This is a genomic window from Vibrio rotiferianus CAIM 577 = LMG 21460, from assembly GCF_002741985.1.
GTDB lineage: Bacteria > Pseudomonadota > Gammaproteobacteria > Enterobacterales > Vibrionaceae > Vibrio > Vibrio rotiferianus.
Genome location: NZ_APHW01000012.1, coordinates 14,056 through 31,641, shown reverse-complemented (window position 1 = coordinate 31,641; position 17,586 = coordinate 14,056). Strand labels below are relative to the sequence as shown.

General features: G+C 43.8%; 15 protein-coding genes and 1 pseudogene. 7 read left to right on the top strand and 9 right to left on the bottom strand.

All coding sequences use genetic code 11. From position 1 onward, the window contains the following. The 5 genes and pseudogenes from B853_RS05620 to ydiJ all read right to left on the bottom strand — a co-directional run. Positions 1-168, bottom strand: a 168-nt coding sequence (locus tag B853_RS05620; protein WP_211285369.1) for a transposase domain-containing protein, incomplete at its 3' end; no start/stop codon positions are given. Between the two features lie 105 nt (positions 169-273). Next, complete coding sequence (locus B853_RS05615) at positions 274-960, bottom strand: ferredoxin reductase domain-containing protein (protein ID WP_038882973.1); 687 nt, start codon at positions 958-960, stop codon at positions 274-276. Next, a complete protein-coding gene (locus tag B853_RS05610) occupies positions 957-1,520 on the bottom strand; it encodes a cyclase family protein (protein ID WP_038882974.1) in 564 nt (187 codons plus the stop codon). Before B853_RS05610 ends, B853_RS05615 begins: the two co-directional genes overlap by 4 nt. A gap of 279 nt (positions 1,521-1,799) precedes the next feature. Then, positions 1,800-2,261 carry a methyltransferase family protein gene (locus tag B853_RS05605; RefSeq protein ID WP_038882975.1) on the bottom strand — a complete coding sequence of 154 codons (462 nt, stop codon included), beginning with the start codon at positions 2,259-2,261 and terminating at the stop codon, positions 1,800-1,802. Positions 2,262-2,353: 92 nt separating this feature from the next. Further along, a pseudogene (ydiJ, locus tag B853_RS05600) lies at positions 2,354-5,391 on the bottom strand (D-2-hydroxyglutarate dehydrogenase YdiJ). A 264-nt stretch (positions 5,392-5,655) separates the two neighbouring features. Between ydiJ and B853_RS05595 the strand changes: the two are divergent. The 7 genes from B853_RS05595 (at position 5,656) to B853_RS05565 (ending at position 11,568) form a co-directional block, all read left to right on the top strand. Next, the gene (locus B853_RS05595; protein ID WP_010448630.1) at positions 5,656-6,336 is read left to right on the top strand and encodes a DUF3334 family protein; all 681 of its coding nucleotides are present in this window, start codon (positions 5,656-5,658) and stop codon (positions 6,334-6,336) included. Between the two features lie 176 nt (positions 6,337-6,512). Then, entirely contained in the window at positions 6,513-7,202 is a 690-nt protein-coding gene (locus B853_RS05590) for a DUF2786 domain-containing protein (RefSeq protein WP_010448629.1), read from the top strand. Between the two features lie 124 nt (positions 7,203-7,326). After that, positions 7,327-7,995 carry a YiaD family glycine zipper/OmpA-like lipoprotein gene (locus B853_RS05585; RefSeq protein ID WP_029560995.1) on the top strand — a complete coding sequence of 223 codons (669 nt, stop codon included), beginning with the start codon at positions 7,327-7,329 and terminating at the stop codon, positions 7,993-7,995. Positions 7,996-8,071: 76 nt separating this feature from the next. After that, complete coding sequence (locus tag B853_RS05580; protein ID WP_038882977.1) at positions 8,072-9,052, top strand: J domain-containing protein; 981 nt, start codon at positions 8,072-8,074, stop codon at positions 9,050-9,052. 178 nt (positions 9,053-9,230) lie between these two features. After that, positions 9,231-9,416, top strand: a complete 186-nt coding sequence (locus B853_RS05575) for a hypothetical protein (protein WP_010448626.1) — start codon at positions 9,231-9,233, stop codon at positions 9,414-9,416. A gap of 451 nt (positions 9,417-9,867) precedes the next feature. Beyond that, positions 9,868-10,260: a SulA-like leucine-rich domain-containing protein gene (locus B853_RS05570; protein ID WP_010448625.1), complete on the top strand. Its 393-nt coding sequence runs from the start codon at positions 9,868-9,870 to the stop codon at positions 10,258-10,260. A 204-nt stretch (positions 10,261-10,464) separates the two neighbouring features. Further along, the gene (locus tag B853_RS05565; RefSeq protein ID WP_038886834.1) at positions 10,465-11,568 is read left to right on the top strand and encodes a phosphoribosylaminoimidazolesuccinocarboxamide synthase; all 1,104 of its coding nucleotides are present in this window, start codon (positions 10,465-10,467) and stop codon (positions 11,566-11,568) included. A 91-nt stretch (positions 11,569-11,659) separates the two neighbouring features. Here B853_RS05565 and B853_RS05560 read toward each other — a convergent pair whose 3' ends face one another. The 4 genes from B853_RS05560 to B853_RS05545 all read right to left on the bottom strand — a co-directional run bounded on the left by B853_RS05560 (position 11,660) and on the right by B853_RS05545 (position 17,504). Then, on the bottom strand, positions 11,660-13,336 hold the full coding sequence (locus tag B853_RS05560; RefSeq protein ID WP_038886835.1) for an alkaline phosphatase D family protein: 1,677 nt from the start codon (positions 13,334-13,336) through the stop codon (positions 11,660-11,662). A 307-nt stretch (positions 13,337-13,643) separates the two neighbouring features. Then, positions 13,644-14,021, bottom strand: a complete 378-nt coding sequence (locus tag B853_RS05555) for a hypothetical protein (protein WP_038886837.1) — start codon at positions 14,019-14,021, stop codon at positions 13,644-13,646. A 234-nt stretch (positions 14,022-14,255) separates the two neighbouring features. After that, on the bottom strand, positions 14,256-15,014 hold the full coding sequence (locus B853_RS05550) for a phospholipase A (RefSeq protein WP_128826823.1): 759 nt from the start codon (positions 15,012-15,014) through the stop codon (positions 14,256-14,258). A 135-nt stretch (positions 15,015-15,149) separates the two neighbouring features. Continuing rightward, positions 15,150-17,504, bottom strand: a complete 2,355-nt coding sequence (locus B853_RS05545; protein ID WP_038887678.1) for a helicase-related protein — start codon at positions 17,502-17,504, stop codon at positions 15,150-15,152. Positions 17,505-17,586: the final 82 nt, after the last annotated feature.

The window sequence follows — 17,586 nt, the reverse complement described above, 5'->3', positions numbered from 1 at the left end:
AAGCCAAACCGCTTGTTGCGCCGGTAAACGTCGTCTCCTAATACTTGCTTTAGATGTATCAAGCAAAGCTTGCTCTATCCATTCAAGTTGAATGGCATTAACTACAGATTCGTAGTTTTTACCATCCTCTATCGTTTCATGAGCCAAAACCAACTCTTGAGCAAACATAAAAAATCCCCACTAACGTTGTTAGTGGGGATTATCATACGATCCCAAGATCATTCAAGTCTCTAAACCGATCAGCATTACAGCAAATCGCTGGGCTTTTTGGTTCTATTCGACATCAGAATAAAAGTGTTCAACATCGACTGCTAAATATTTAAGCATGTGTTGTTTGCAACTTCTCACCATCTCAGGCCTTCCACAAACATAAATATCGGCCGCTGAAAAATCTAGCGCTAAATCGTAGCTGACTTTGAGCAAGTTCCCGATAAACCCATTAACTGGTTTATCACCTCTTGAGAGCACCGGAATAAAATTCAAGCGTTGTGCACCTTTCTCTAAGCTTTGCAGCTCATCCATCTCATAAAGCGCATCAACATCTTCACCTCCCCAAATGAGGGTTATCGTACGGGAACGCTCTGTACTGAGCTCTTGTAACAACAGGCTACGAGCATAGGAATAACCCGAACCGCCAGCGATTAGAATCATTGGTCGGTCAGTATCGCGTAAATAGGCATTACCCCCTATCCCTTCACAAAACGCAAAGCCCGCGACCTTCATCTCTGCTACGAGCTGCTTAGCCTTAGTCGTGCTCCTTACGTCACCTATGTGGATTGTAATCTCTCCGTAGTCTGAGGGCGCTGACGCCATGGAGAAGTAGTACACATCCTTTGAGATAGGAGCGACGACTACAATATATTGACCTGCAAGATAACTGGCATCAAATTGTGGTTTGAATTTGACCTCTACCGTGGTCAGTCCAATATTTTGTAAAGAAGTTACTGTCAATGTCTTCATTCGCTAAGCACCGCTACGACTTCACAGCGCTTGCCCGTTGACTGGCTATCTCGATCAAACTCGATTGACACGCTACAAATTCGTTTTGCGATGACTTCTGAGAGCAAGATGTTTTCAATGACAAAGCAGTCACTCGCTTCGCAACGCTTATCATATGAAATGTGCTCATCACCATGCGCACCAATACCGTGGCTATCAATCAAGATAAACGCTGTTTTTTCACGCAGAAGATGATCTAATACTTGGCTATCTAGGTGTGTTGGTGTTTGACCATAATCCGCAGTTCCATAACCGTTATGCTCTAAATTTCCCGTATACAACACAACCCCTTTGCCTCCGACGTCTAAACCTCGCACCATCTCAAGACTAGGCATTCCTTCGCGACAATCAATAACAACCGTATCGATGTGGTAACAGTTTCGCAGCGGCGCTTTAGTGTAACAATCAATGTGAGTCCCGATATGTCCAAATGCCTCGACAGAGTCAGATTGGCGCTTGGCCCATTGGTATGCAGGGTGAGTTTCGTTAACATCAATGTGTAATTTTTGTGTGTTTGGCATAATTTGCTCCTTGTGTTTTCGCTGTCCATACTAGGATGAGACGCCCTGTCTCGTTACAAACATTCGGACAAAAAACATCACAATAGGGACAAGCACAAAATGAGCAAAGATCGGTAATTCGTATTACTGTCTTAAGTTATATCGGTTGAGGCAGCACTCGCGTGGTGCATCGAAGTGGACAGTTCAGCGGTATTACTGCGGTGGGGAAAATAATAAAAAGCCAACCATTAAATGGTTGGCTCGATAACGTAGAGCATTTAGAACACCTTTGGTGGTGGCTTAGATCCAGCGGCGCACTTGATTCTTGTAATCCAAATAATCTTCACCAAACAGTCTTTCTAATGCGCGCTCTTCTGGTTTGATTTGAAAGCGATTCATATATGCAACAAACAATAAGCTACACAAAATGACACTTAGATGCTGCCACCATAAGCCAACCGCAATGATCACTAACAGTAGAGCGACGTACATTGGATTACGCGTATATGCAAAAATGCCGGAATCAACCACCATCGATGCGGTTTCTGGCTTAACGGGGTTTACCGTCGTCTTGGCTTTACGAAACTCGTAAACCCCAGCAATACCGACCGCAACTGCGAGCGCGATTAGCCCTGCGCTAACAAACTCAACAAAAGGCACCGTAATCTTCATCTCTGGCAACGTACCCTTTAACCAGTACATCAGTAGTACCATCAGCAAAAAAAGAGCAACAGGTGGTACTTTAAGCTCTAGCTTTTTCAATCTTCATATCCTTATGAGAATAAATCATAGTCATCATTGGTAACGTTTCGCTACTGACAAAAAGCCCAGTTAAACTGGGCTTTCGTAAAGTATTATATCAAGGTTAGCAAAGCTTGAACCGGGTGCTTAGGTTTTACCCCTTCAAAGCGTTTGACTTGGCTTCGGCAGGAGTATCCGGTAATTAAACAACGCTCATTATCGAGTTTATCCAAGTTTGGCTTCCAACTCAGATCATAAATATCACGAGACATTGATAGCTTATCCACCTCATGACCGAAAGTACCCGCCATACCACAGCAACCTACTGGTACGGTATTCAAGACCGCGCCAAAGTGAGCGAAGATAGCCCCCCCCACTCTTTCTCAGCGTTTGGCATTTTGGTTTTCTCTGTACAATGCGCGAACAAATACCAAGGCGCTTGCTCATTAGATTCCAGGGCCTCGAACTCACCTAGCCTTGGGTGAAGCCATTCATGCGCAGTAAGAACATCAAACTCGCCTCGCTTGCTGCCTAATACTTCAGCGTATTCATCGCGGTAACAAAGCACTAACGCAGGGTCGACCCCTACCATTGGGATATCTAAATCCGCGACCATTTCAAGGAACTTAGCAGTGTCTTGCGCAGTATTTTTAAACTGACGTAAGAAACCTTTAATATGCTGCGCTTTGCCATTCGGTTTGAATGGAAGTAGAACGGGATTCATACCCAGTTTTTTAACTAGCTTCACAAAGTCTTCCACGACTTCAGCGTCGTAGTAGCTGGTAAATGGGTCTTGAACAATCAGCACATGCTTTTGCTTGTCTTCGCTTGATAGACCACTTAATGCTTGAAGATCATAAGCAGTGGTTAACGTCTCAACTCGCTCCTTTAAGGTCGGAACAGAAAGCAGCGGCGCATCAACATACCCTACGGTCGAAGCCGTTAAGCTCTGAACCCAAGATTGCTTAAGCACACCATTAACCACACTTGGTGCTTTTGCCATTAATGGCAGCATAGATTCGATGTTCGACACCAAATAGTCTTTTGCTGGACGTTGGTAACGTGAGTGATAAATATTGAGAAAACGAGAGCGGAAGCTAGGCACATCAACTTTGATAGGGCATTGGCTCGCGCATGCTTTACATGCCAAGCAGCCATTCATCGCCTCGTAAACTTCGTGTGAGAAATCATACTCATGACGGCGATTTATCGAATTACGGACACGATCAATCATGGTTTTGATGGATGTCTTGTTTTCTAGCGTTTGCTTCTCTAGATCGAGAATGTCAATGCCTTGCTCTGTAAGCTGGCGTAACCATTCACGAACCAAACCTGCGCGCCCTTTTGGCGAGTGGCGACGGTCTGCTGTCACCTTCATTGAAGGACACATTGGTGAACTGGTGTCGTAGTTAAAGCACAATCCGTTACCGTTACACTCCATCGCCTGTTTGAAGCTGTCACGGACTTGAACGTCAATCTGGCGGTCGAAGTAGCCGCGTTTGGTGTCGGAGACTTTTACCAGCTCTGCATCGCTATTTAGTGGCGTACAGATCTTACCCGGATTCATTTTATTGTGCGGGTCGAAAGCTGCTTTTACTCGGCGTAACTCAGTAAAGAGTTCTTCACCAAAAAACTCAGGCCCATATTCAGAGCGGAAACCTTTCCCGTGCTCACCCCACATTAAGCCGCCGTATTTCGCCACCAGCTTAACCACCTCATCTGAGATTTCATGCATCAATGCTTCTTGGTGAGGGTCGCACAGATCCAACGCTGGGCGAACGTGAAGTACACCTGCATCTACGTGCCCAAACATACCGTAATTGAGTGATTTCGCGTCTAGTAACTCACGGAACTCAACAATAAAATCCGCTAGGTTTTCCGGTGGTACACAAGTATCTTCTGCGAAGGCTACTGGCTTCGCACGCCCTTTGGCTGCACCAAGCAGACCAACCGCTTTTTTACGCATATTGTAGATACGGCCGATACTCGCGACGTCGCTACATACTTGATAACCGATAATACCGGCTTCTTCTGTCTCCAACATGCTATCTAGCTTGGCAGTCAGGAAGGCGACTTGAGAAGCAACTTCTTCTTCATCCTGGCCTGCATATTCCACCATGTTGATGCCAAGCATCTCTTTATCTGGCACGTCGGTGATTAAGTCGCTCACTGTGTGCCAAACGATGTCTTGTTTCGCTAGGTTAAGTACTTTTGAATCAATGGTTTCTACCGACAAAGCGTTCGCTTCAACCATAAATGGGGCGTTACGCAATGCAGAATCAAAACTGTTGTATTTAACGTTCACCAAGGTGCGCGCCTTGGGAATACGGGTTAGGTTAAGCTTGGCTTCAGTAATAAAGGCCAGTGAACCTTCTGCACCACACAGCACACGTGTGATATCGAAACTATCTTCCCCCTCATCAAACGCATTCTTGAGGTCATAACCCGTTAAGAATCGGTTTAAAGGTGGAAACTTGTCATTGATTTGCGGACGCTTTTCACGGCACACCGTCTCGGTCACATGCATTGCGGTGTGCGCAAACTCACCTTCACTTGGCAAACCATTTGAAAGATCCGACTCTAACAACGAGCCGTCAGCAAAAACCGCTTGAAGTGATAGCACGTGATCAGATGTCTTACCGTATTTCAGAGACCCCTGACCAGACGCATCGGTATTGATCATCCCACCGATAGTCGCTCGGTTACTCGTCGATAGATCAGGAGAGAAGAAGAAACCGTAAGGGCGAACAGCGTCATTAAGTTGGTCCTTAACCACACCAGTTTGGACACGAACCCAACCTTCATCTTCGTTGATTTCTAAGACTTTGTTCATGTGGCGAGATAAATCAACCACAATGCCTTTCGTCAACGACTGACCGTTGGTTCCCGTCCCTCCGCCACGCGGCGAGAAGGTAATTCGCTCGTATTCTTCTTCATTGCCCAACTTACCAATGAGAGAGACGTCATGTGTGTTTTTTGGATGGACTACCGCTTGAGGTAGCTGTTGATAAACACTGTTGTCAGTCGCTACTGCTAGGCGGCTTGAATATTGGCTTTCGATGTCGCCAGTGAATCCTGCATTTTCCAACTCTTTTAGGAAAGATAATACAAGAGGATCGACATCCGTTTGAGAGTGTAATCTTGGTAACATTGCTTCCTGCCCCTACGACACTATTCCGATCAGTGATAGGTATTGTTTTTGTTTACTTGGCCGACTCTCCAATCAATTATTGCGATAATTGAAGAAGTTGATAGGTTAAGTAATATTCTTTGAATTTCGTCACTTTACAACATTTAAAAAAGTGATCAAATCAGATTCTCATTGCAACAATTGAACTTATGCTTTCTTTTTTAGCTATTCACACCTACATTGATGCAAAACTCGCTTTTAAGACCATTATATTGAGCATTTAGAATGAAAAAAAATAAAGTAGTCACTACTGAGGATATCCTTTTAAAACTTTGTCAGTCGGTTTCTGGCGTCTTAACTTCAGCAACATCTTCTCAAGTTCACTATTCAGCAATGGTGCAAAAGATCAACAAAACCAGCCTTAAGCCAGATTTTGGCTGCTTTGTCCTTTTTGACGGTGGTTTTACTGGCTTAGTTGTCATTAACTTTACCGCAAAGGCGGCGCTAGAGATTTATACGGACTACATGCGTAATATGGGCATGCCGGAAGAAGAACTTGCAATCTCGCATACGTCTGATGAAGTCGGTGATGTCCTTGGTGAGCTGATGAACCAACTAGTGGGTGACTTCACGAATAAAATCCGCAAAGAGCTACAAACAAACATCACGCAAAACCAACCTAAGATGCTGGCTCTGAACAAGCAAGTGATCCTGCAAGTTGATACTAACCTTGACCGCCCACAAGCGCGTCGCGTGACATTCTCTACGGCAAATAACAACATCTTCTATTTGGAACTAGCAATGGATAAAACCGAGTTTATCCAGCTAGAAGAGTTTGAAGTTGCTGAAGATGAAACGCCAGATGATATCTTGGAAGCAACCCGTAAGAGTATGGAAGAAAAGTCAAAGCCTGAAACAACAGCGAGTAGCGCGGCGGATGACCTACTTGACGAGCTTGGCATCTAATTTAATGTCAGCCCCCCCTCTTTTTCAAAGCACCCTTCTATGGGTGCTTTTCTTTTGTGGTGCACATAGCTTAGCAAGCTTAAACCTTTGGACATAAAGTCCTTGGTTTCGTTTTTACGCCAAAAAAGGTAATATATCCGACTTCTCAAATTTTGTGTTTTTGTTATTGGTCGTCAATGGATAAGCAAAAAGCTCTTAAGAAAATCGCTAAGTGTCTAGAACTAGGTAACTCCGCCAATGTAAACGAGGCTGCAAACGCTATCAAAATGGCGCACCGCCTCATGCTCAAATACGGTCTAGATAAAGATGACATTGAGTTTATCAAGATGGGTAAGACACAATCTTCCCACCTGTTACCTGCTAACATCAGCTCGACTATACTGCGCGTGATTCGAGGCATTAATACCAAGTTTGGTGTTGAAGCAGTTTTGTTGAACCATAAAGGTCTAAAACGAGTAGAGTTTATCGGTGAAGCTGATCGAGCCATCTTTGCTGCATTTGCCTTCGATATTATCTATCGCGAAATGAACGAAAGCACCGGACAGTTCCGCAATAGTTTTGCTGGTTCAGGCACATCATCAATGGAAGTGACTCGTCGAGTTAACTCATTTGTCTCTGGTTGGGTGGAAGGTGCTTTAGAAAAACTACCGACCATTTCACCTGATGAAGAGTCGGCAAACAAAATCAATAACTACATAGATAAAGAGTTCAAAAACATCGACCGCGAGACGTTCAAGAAACAGCTAAAAGAAGCGATGAAAAATCTCACCGCAGATTATGAAGTCGGGCTAAAGAAAGGACGCAAAGTATCTGTTAACCGCGGGGTTGGTGGCGCACAAGCTAGAAAAATGCTTGATAGCAAATAACGTTTTGGCTGAGTTCATTATCAGTCTGACTTTTACATAACAAATATCAATAACACCCTACGTATAATTCGATTCCTAATGTGAGGCTCACTTTATCGCCTCTGTTTTATATGGAGATATTCCTTTGAAAAAGATGTCTATTGCACTTGCACTAGTGCTTGCTCTTACTGGCTGTCAAGCTACTCAACGTCAAAATGCTACTACAGGCGAGTACGAAACAAACTCAACAACTCAAGGTGCTCTAATTGGCGCTATTGCTGGAGCTGCGATCGGTCTAGCAACAGGTGACAACGCAAAAGAACGTCGTAAGCATGCTCTAATTGGTGCAGCTGCAGGTGGTGCAACAGGTGCTGGTGTAGGTTACTACTTTGATCAACAAGAAGCAGAACTGCGTCGTGCACTACTTAACTCAGGTGTACAAGTAGAGCGTGTTGGTGAGAACCAGCTGCTACTTCGTATGGAAAATGGCATCGGTTTCTCATCTAGCTCATACCAACTAGATGCAGGTATCCACAATACACTGCGTGGTGTAGCGCGCATTCTTGTAGAATACCCTGACACAAGCCTAGTAATCGACGGTTACACAGACAGCACTGGTAGTGAATCATACAACCAAACGCTATCTGAGCGTCGTGCAGAATCAGTTCGTCAATTCCTAGTATCGCAAAACGTCGCACCAGGTCGTGCAATTGCTCGTGGCTATGGTGAACGTAGCCCATTATGCTCAAACCAAACTTCTGAAGGTCGTGCTTGCAACCGCCGTGTTGAAATCCAGATCTTGCCACTGAAGTAATTTGGTTGCACCATATCGGTAATAATAACGATTACCGGAGCAGGTCTAGCGAACTCCGCTAGACCTGACATACCCAATGTCTTTCAGAACCATCGCCCTTACCTTAACTTTAAGTGCCTGCCTTACAAGCACTGCATTCGCTTCTCAAAGTCCTACGCAGCCTGAAGCTCAATTCGATCTAGCGCAACAACTGGCGTTAAAACCCAACCCAGACTCTCCTTCTGACGTGCGTTATTGGCTAGAGCAAGCGGCAAGACAAAGCTATATTCCAGCCCAGAAACAATTAGCTGAAGACTACGCCAGAGGATTAACAGGAAACGTTGACTTCGCACAAGCAACTTATTGGTTTACTTCAGTAGCCTTAAACGATCCAACCGATAGAGGCTTCCTCCTCGCAGACTTTGTTCAGCACCATCAAAATCGCATCAGCACCGAAGATCTACTTGAGGCTTGGTACCAATTAGCCGCACTAAAAAACCCTCAAGCCGAAGAAGCGTATAATCAGTTTTTAGAAGAACGCTTTAATCAACTAAGGGCTAAGCAAGTCTCCGAGATTGTTGAGTTAGACAAAAATGCCACACATGAACAAGCGCAAGATAAAGCAGCTGTTGAACAGGAACAGAAAGCAGAGACCACGAACATGTGGTATGCCTCAGGCGCACTCGGGTTAAGTGTATTGATTGGTGGCTTTGCTTTTGGTTACCGAAGACACAACAAAAAAGTTGAAGCCAATATCGCGCATGAAGCATCGCAATCTCTGCAATTAGAGACTCAGGTGAAAGAACTGCAGTTTGCTAATAAACAACTTAAACGCCAACTCGAAAAGGTGTTCAAAGAGTTTAAGAAAATTAAGGGGCAGTCTGACAATCAAAAACTCGCAATAGCATGTGCCACATTTGGCTACTCACCACAGCGTATTCCCGACAGTAAAGCAGTGAAACTGCGCTACAGACAATTATCGAAACTCTATCACCCTGACTCTAGGGGAAGTGAAGATGAGATGAAGCGTTTAAATCAAGCGTTTAAAGTTATTTCACAAAATGTTACAAAAGAGTAAATTAAAGCAATACTCCCTTTCCTTGCGAGCTTTTCATCCTAGAAAACAAAGGCTCGCAATCGATCTCCCTCTCAAACAAATTAACAGACATTTAACTTAACGTTCGTTTGTATGCCATAATACGGGGCGAAAAATAACACCTAGCGACTCAAAACTAATTTAGGTGGGGAGAAAATCAATGTTCACTGAAGAAGGCACCTGTGACTGGTGTAAAAAACCTAGCTTTGTAACTCGTCATGATTACCTTGATGGGAAGTACCATCGCTCTTGCAAATCTTGCTTCGACATCGCGAAAATCGACGTTCGCCTGTTTAACCAAGGCGAAATGCAAATGCGTGAACGCATGGCACACCAAGCAAGCTAATCAGAACAAATCAATGGAACTGATTTTCAAAGGCGCCTTTTTAGAGGCGCTTTTTTGATCTCTAAACATGATACCAACTGCGTCAAACAACGACGCACTCTAGTTTGCGACAATACTAAATCAAATCACTTTCTAAGATTGTACCTTTGAGTGGGTAAGCGCACCTCAAAGCGCTCCCTCCTTTATCCAAAGCACTGTATAGACGCAAAAAAGTACTGTATATACAGTTGTAATGACCTGTAGATAGAAAAAGAACACTACTTATCTCACATTTATCCCCTTTCATAAAAACAAACAAAACCAAAAATCATTCCTTTAAATTTCAATAATTTACAAAAACAAACATAAATAATCATAGGAAAATATTAACTTAGACTTTTAAAAATTGGTTGATCAGCCACCAAAAACAAACTACTGTATACACATACAGCATGTATAAAGGAACAGTAAGATGCAGTTACAAAGTCAATCTCATACATACTCTCGCTACAACGTATTGGCACAAGCAACACAACCTATGGATGTGTCTGACCAACTTCTTTCTAAGTTGGCAGTATTGTCTCAACAGCAACAGTGGATTCTGTTTACTGCTGAGTGCCCTCGCCCTGATTTTGAGCAACTTGCTGCTTCTAACATTCGCTGTCAAAACATCATTCAAATGAAGCCATCTCAACAGCTTTCTGAAGTGGAAATCGTTATTAAAGCTATTCAATCTGGTAATGCTAGCGCTGTTGTCGCATCGAACAAGATTGCATTAATGAATCAATCAATGCTTCGCGATATTGCCCAACGTTATCAGTGTGAAGTCTTTTTCGTCGAAGGCAGAGTGAACAAGTACCACTAACAAGATCGACGTTATCCATCCTGCATCTCGCCTCCTTTTAAGGAGGGTTTTTTTGTACTTCAACAAATTAAGGCAAACGTTTGCTTTTTCTCTGGCGAGTTAAAATAGTTCTGGTATGATGCCCTCATTCGATTTATTCAGCGCACATTGTTCGCTGGATATCTTCTCTTTATGACGTTTGATTAAGATGATAGGAATGTCGCAATGAGCCTTGCTAATCAAGTACTTGCCGTCAATGACGACCTGCCAATTCGCACCCACAAGCCTGTACACAGCGGAAAAGTTCGCTCTGTATACTGGTTAACTGAAGAAGACAGCGCACGACTGATCAAAGAAAAAGGATACGATGTTGCTCCTGATGCCCCACTGGCAATCATGGTGATCAGTGACCGTATCTCCGCATTCGATTGTATCTGGCACGGCGAAGGTGGGCTAAAAGGCGTTCCAGGAAAAGGGGCGGCACTAAACGCGATTTCTAACCACTGGTTCAAATTGTTTAAAGACAACGGCCTTGCTGATAGCCATATCTTAGACATCCCTCACCCATTCGTTTGGATTGTGCAAAAAGCGAAGCCAGTGAAGATTGAAGCGATCTGTCGTAAATATATTACTGGTTCTATGTGGCGCGCTTATTCAAATGGCGAGCGCGAGTTCTGTGGTATTCAGCTTCCTGAGGGACTTGAGAAAGATAAAGCGCTACCTGAATTACTAATGACACCTTCAACCAAAGGTATCTTGAAAGGCATTCCCGGCGTACCTGAAGCGGATGACGTGAACATCACTCGCCAAAACATCGTAGATTACTTCGAAGCCTTTAACTTCTCTAATGCAGAAGACATTGCACAATACGAGAAGCTACTAAAAGAGGGTTTTAATGTAATCAGTGATGCCCTTAACGCCATCGACCAAACATTCGTTGATACTAAGTTTGAATTTGGTTACGTCCACGATGCGGCAGGTAACGAAAAGCTGATTTACATGGATGAAGTAGGCACGCCAGACTCTTCACGCATTTGGGATACGAAAGAATACCAAGCGGGCAATATCGTAGAAAACTCGAAAGAAGGTTTCCGTCAGTTCTTGCTAAACCACTTCCCTGACCCTGATATTCTGCTTAACAAAGAACGAATGCCAGAGCGCGAAGCGCTCGCTCGTGATAACGACCTGCCTGTTGACTCTTTGATGGACATCTCACGAACTTACATCGGTATCGCAGAAAAAATCACTGGTCAGCCAATCACGTTAAGTGACAATCCCAAAGCGGAGATCATTGAGATCTTAAGCAAAGAGTACGGTTTGATCGACTAACTTTATCTCTAAAATGAATGGTTAAAATGAACCAAATAAAAAGTCCGCAAATGCGGACTTTTTTGTTCAAACTCAAATCAACGTTAACTGTCTAGTTAATATCTAACGTTACACCATCGGTAGTAGAAGCCGACTTAGTCGTAACTCGATACTCTTTATCTGTAATAGTCGAAACCATGTACCACGTTGATTCTGCTTTTTCCGGAGTGAAGGTTACTCGCATAAAACCACGCTGTTTGATATCTGTCCATTGAAGCTCTTTCGATAAGTGAGGAAGCGTAAACTCCATTTGAGCGATCGCAACCGGATCCAATCCTAAATAAGCTTCTAAACCGGGAGAACTGACAGAGCTTGTTGCAAACTCCACACCGATGGGATTACCCGACATATCTGCCAGCTCGCTTGTCCATGCGTTATGGGTATCCCCTGCTAGACAAACGAAATTGCCAGAAACGGATTGTGCTAACTGGTACAGCTTTTCTCGTTCAACATAGTAACCATCCCACGCATCAAGGTTATACGGTAATGTCACTGGGTCTGAGCTTGGGTCAGCAAGATACGCTGTCATTGCAGCGTTAACGGCCAATAACGCTGCCGATTTCTGCTCGTCTGTGGCGGTAAAGAGTTGAAACATCGCTAGCATGACGCTGCTTGGAATTTCCATCTTCGACATTAGTACTTGCTGGCCTAACACGTTCCACTTTGAGTTGTTAGTTGTAAACTGCTCAACTAACCACCCTAACTGGTCCATCCCAAGAAGCTCTCTGTCGCTTGCTCTCGACTCAGCCACAAGTTGAGCAATACCCTCCATTGAAGGGGGTGACATGGAAAAGTAGTCTAAAGGCTTATCACGTCCTACCAAGCGAGTATCAAGCATCATCAGGTTAACAAGGTCACCAAACGCGAACTGCCTATATATCAACATGTTTGATATTGGGTTTTCACGTACTGGTAGCCACTCTACCCAAGCAGCAGCTGCTGCCGCTCGACGATCATAAAAACTCCCCTCTGAATCTTGATGGTTTTCGGCGCCTTCTTTCCAAGCATCGTTCGCGAGTTCGTGATCATCCCAAACGGCAATCATTGGTAAAGTCGCATGCAGTTCCTGCAAATCAGAATCTTGTCGATACTGTGCGTAACGAGCTCGATAGTCTTCTAATGTGACACATTCTGTCCCTTTGCTTGGCTCTCTACCAAGAGCAGTAGCATTCTCAGTCGCGTATTCACCTGAACCATATTCATAGATATAGTCCCCCAAATGTAAAACCACATCGATAGATTTGCTTTTATGTTGGTTAATGATTTCACGATAAACATTGAAATAACCCGCTGGATAATTCGCACACGATACGACGGCCATTGATATTTCATCAATAGCGCCCTCCGGTAGAGTGTGCGTCTCTCCAATAACACTTGAAGCGTCTCCAACCAGGAAGCGATAATAGTATTTGGTGTTGGCGTTGAGATTCATCACATCAACTTTTACGGTAAAGTCTCGACTGGTATCAGTTGAAAACACGCCTTGCTGAACGACATCTGAAAAATTCATATCAGAAGCAACTTGCCACTCTACGTCGACGTTTGCTGCCTCGGTAGAGACTCGCGTCCAAATAATGACTTGGCTTTGTGTTGGGTCCCCGCTCGCAACCCCATGCTCAAAAGATGCACTCGCTACTAACGTATCATCATCGCTATTACATCCAACTAGACCAGTTGCAACTGCTGTCGAAGACATGGCTTTGATAAAATCTCTACGTGACAAAGACATATTAACTTCCCTTGTTATTTTTTATTCCTTTCGCTAAGAGCGATTGTTCGGCCTAATGCGAATAAGTTATCAATCACAAATAGCGTCTAAACATTGTTTGTGAAACACAAACTTAGAAGCACGTTATGACAATTGCATGTCATAACGTTACAAAAATGTTAAACTAAGTGTAAATACTCTATATTCATCACACTTATTATCAATTCTGCATTAATAACAAATAGGGAAATGTTGCTTTTGGAGACAAAAAAGCGACTGTCGGATCAGTCGCTTGTTATTAGATGTTTAAAGTGAAGAAAAAGAAAGGCTAAAGTTTGACAGTCAAAACATCCGGTTCACTACTCTCTATTTTGAGTTTACTTCTTTGCTCAATGTACTCAATTTGCTGAGCCTCCAAAGCATAAGGCATAACCACGCGCAGCTCATGTATACCTTCACCTTGCGCTAACCTCACTAAAGTAACCAAATTGGACTCATCACTCTGACGTGAAGACATCGATTTTAATGCAGCTTCCCAAAGACGATCTTCGGGCTGTGTTAATTCCGCGATGTTCTGTTTCCACATTATGCCAAAAATAGGAGCGATGGTGGAAAACGCTTCTAGAAAGGTCCACTTTTTGCTACCAGATGCGCCTAGAAAGCTAGTGTAGTCGAATTCAATGCTTCTCTTTCCTTGTTGTCCCATCATAGGCCTCGACACGCTTTTTATTAGATATACCAAATATCGTTCAACTGTTTTGATATAGCAATAGGATATAAGACAATAGTCTTTTATGCCCTAATTTACATTCAAAAGGAAATATAAGAACCAGATTTGTAACAATCGATGTACAGCTTCGCCATATATAAGCATTCAATTGATTAATATTTTAATGAGTAAAGAAAAAGCGGCTTCATTAGTAAATCAGATGAAAAATATTTATAAATTCATAAGTTTAATACCAAGCCCAAGCCGAGTCTGAGAGTGGTTGTAATCGATCAAGGTTTCACCATACCCGTGATAACCCTGTAGATAGATACCTAAAATATCGTTAATCGAGTGCGTATACCCCAGTTCAATCCCACCTTTATCCGATGAGAAGTTATAAAAACCCCGAGCATCGATTACGCCAGGTCCAGTATAGAATTTGCTCCAAAGTTTATATGGTGCATAAAAGTCCTCCATATCATCATGTTCAGACTTAAATACCCACCAACCTTGAACACCATATTCGATCGGTCCGGACACGCGTTCCAAAGATAAGTAAAGGCGATCCCAACTGCGCGATAAGGCTGTCGACTGACCGTTTGACTCGTGCATGTACCCTGTCTCTAAATGGTTAAAGAGCAACATGTTCGACTGATGTGCCAAAAAGACTTGAGGCTTGTAGTTGGTTTCTCTAAAAGGTGAAGAAATATCGTTGTTCGCCAACTGCCACAAAGATTTTTGGGTATAGGAAGCTAGCACAGCAGTACCCGAGTTAAAGCGATACACTGGCACTGATGCGGAGAGTTGGAACTTTACTTCAAATTGCTGAAGTTGATCGACGTCCTCAGCCTTTCCTCTCAAAACATCTCTATTAATATCTGTCGTGTACGTACCTAATACATAGTTGTCTTCGTATGTTGCAATGTTAGTGAGGCTTTTGCTCTGCACAAACATTGGAAACAAAAGAAGCGGAAGGATTTTAAATTTCATTACTCTCCTATTCTCGCCGCCCACAGAGCGGCAATTGTATTCCTATTAAGCTCATATACTTGAGCCATAAATAAAAAGAACGGTATCTGTAGCAAATACCGTTCCAGTACAAAAATCTCGCTATCTCGTTGAAGGCTACTTCACATCGATGACACGACTGGCTTTTTTGTACTGCACTTTCCAACCTGACCAACGAGGTAACTCCCAGCGTTTAGGATCTCCCTTTCGATTGCCATCTGTGTAAATAACATGAACCAACTTACGAGATACAAAGTACTCTACGTCGAGTTTTAATTCAGCCAACAGCAATTTAAGCGGAAACTGCTCTGCAAAGTCCTGATATTCCCAATCTGGTATGCCTTCAAATGGGATGTCGTCCGCTTCAAACAGTTCAATGTCTTCCATGCTTTCCACGCCAAGCGTTTCTAACTGTTCCACGAGCCAAGTTGAAAAAGACAAATCATCAAGCGTGGCTTTATCGATAGGCTCTTGATTTAACCCAAGCGTGTTATAAATCTTCCAATGTTGTATTTGTTGTTTTCTTAACGGGGCGAAACCCGGCAGTAGTGTTTCGTCTTCAATCATCTCCACGATGGATTGAACAGCGACACCACCTTGAAGCACTTGGTATTCAGTGCAAATGGTTCGTCCTGCATAGATCAAGTGCATGGTGGCGCGCGGAGCTTCTTCCTCATAGTTGGTTTCACCTTGTTGCCACTCACCAAGTTCTAATTCACGCAGCAACTTAAGTGAAATAGGTAACATCACAGAGGCAAGGTTAAGTGTCTGCTTTACACCTCTTCCGGGAACGCTATGGCTATCTAGCACTAATGCTGCTTCGCTTCTATCAGGAAAACGGCTGTTACGACTGACCATCATTTCCATCAAACCATTACCCAATGCATCACGACGTCGTTCTCGGCGCACGAATACAAGCTCAGGATGTAACTTGGCGATAGCTTTGGTTAACTCATCACGCTTGTATCGAGATGCGACTTCAAGCTCTGGCAATTCAAATACTTCTCGCATCTGCTTTGCTAAACCTTGCGCTTCTTCAAGCACGTTCAGATCAATGTTAACGCCGGGCAGTTCCTCCCCGCGCACCAAGCGAATCATCATCGAGGCATCACAGCCAAATGGCTCTTCTATTGCTAATGCTTCGGCCGATTCCCCGCCTTGCAATTGATACAATTGAGCCGGCACAGAAAGCGCTGCTGCTAAGTCGATCATCGCTTCTTTTTCTGATTTGGTTTGGATACGAGTCACTAAATCCGCAAATAAGGCATCAATTGGTAGAGGGTAAACTCTTTTACCATGCTCGGTGATATCACCTTGCTCGTCGATCGCTTCCATCCCTTGCAGGATTTGGAGTGCTGAGTTGAGTGACTTTTCAGGCACAGAATCAAGGAATGAAAGTTCAGAAAGTCTATAACCACAACAAGCCGCTGCGAGCATTGGCTCTACAAGTTCTTCACGATGCAATTCAGGCGGCGTAACTAATTCTAACGGCGCATGTTCACCAAACAAACGAATGCACGCCCCTTCAGCAACACGACCTGCACGCCCCATTCGCTGCGCTGCACTGGCTTTAGAAATGTTGGTTAACGTCAGTGCTGTACGTCCATTTCGTTGTACGGTTCTGCGCTCCAAACCACTGTCGATCACCACGCGAATATTTGGAATAGTCAGAGAGGTTTCCGCGACGTTAGTAGCCAGTACGACTTTGCGTTGCTTTTGCACTGTCAGTGCACGGTGGCGCTCTTCATCACTGACAGAAGCATGTAACTTTACCACCAGCACATCATCGAGATTTTGCAGCATCTGTGAACATTGAGTGATCTCTTTACGACCCGGTAAGAAAACAAGAAGATCACCCTCTTTGCCTTCTAGCGCTTCTTTCACTGTTCGAACGACATCGTTCTCACAACCTTTTTTGTTCGGCAAATAACGACTATCCTCCGAGCGATGGGTCACGGTGACAGGAAAACAGCGCCCTTCAGAACGTAAGCGCTTTGCATCCAGATAATTCGCCAGCTTTTCGCCCTCTAAGGTTGCAGACGTGACAATCAAACGGTGCTGTTTTTCTTGCTTTAAAATCGCCGTAAGGAGATCAATGTCCCAGCGGCGTTCATGAAATTCGTCCACCATCACGATATCGAAGCTAGCCAGTTTATTTTCCGCGAACCAGCGCAGTGCAACTCCGGGTGTCACGAACACAACATTGGTGTTTTCATCGTAGTGAGCATGAAGCTTAATCGCGTAACCAATCTGCTTACCTAACGGTTGACCGGATTGCTCAGCTAGAAACTCAGCTAAAGATGTACAAGCAATTCGACGTGGCTCAATCACCAATACTCGACCGTGATTGGCAGCCCAAAGCGGCAAGCGTGTGGATTTACCTGAACCTGTTTCGGCTTCTACCACCAAGTGATGTTGATTCACCAGTCGGTCAAATTCAGCTTGTAAGCTATCGATAGGTAATTGAGACATAATAGATTAGAACGTGATATTAGATAGCGAGGGAGTATACCAGAGTCAGAAATCCCTGCTCTAAGATTCACTATGCTCGATT